The sequence below is a fragment of the Methylobrevis pamukkalensis genome (genome assembly GCF_001720135.1).
Taxonomy (GTDB): Bacteria; Pseudomonadota; Alphaproteobacteria; order Rhizobiales; family Pleomorphomonadaceae; genus Methylobrevis; species Methylobrevis pamukkalensis.
On sequence record NZ_MCRJ01000325.1, the window covers coordinates 1 to 474 of the forward strand.

General features: G+C 71.5%; 1 pseudogene. It reads left to right on the forward strand.

Annotation, left to right across the window (positions count from 1 at the left end):
• Positions 1 to 474, forward strand: a pseudogene (locus tag A6302_RS21790) (acyl-CoA dehydrogenase family protein); the annotation flags it as partial.

Sequence of the window (474 nt, forward strand, 5' to 3'; positions counted from 1 at the left end):
CTCGCCGACCGCGCCCGCCGCGTCGCCGCGGTGGCCGCCGCCCATGCCGACGACGTGGACCGTCACGCCCGCTTTCCGCGCGAGACGGTTGCCGCTCTCAAGGCCGAGCGCCTGCTCGGCCTGATGATCCCGGCCGACCTTGGAGGGGAGGGCGCCAGCATCTCCGACATCGCGAGATCACCTCGACGCTCGGTCAGGCCTGCTCGGCGTCGGGCATGATCTTCGCCATGCACCAGATCAAGATGTCGAGCCTCGTGTCGCACGGGGCCAGCAGCGAGTGGCACGCCGGCTTCATGGCGCGCTGCGCCGCCGAACAGCTGCTGCTCGCCTCGGCCACCACCGAGGCCGGCATCGGCGGCGACCTGCGCAATTCGATCTGCGCGGTCGAGATCGACGGCGACCGGGCGAAGCTGGAGAAGGCGGCCACCGTCATCTCCTACGGCGCCCATGCCGACGCGATCCTCGCCACCTCGC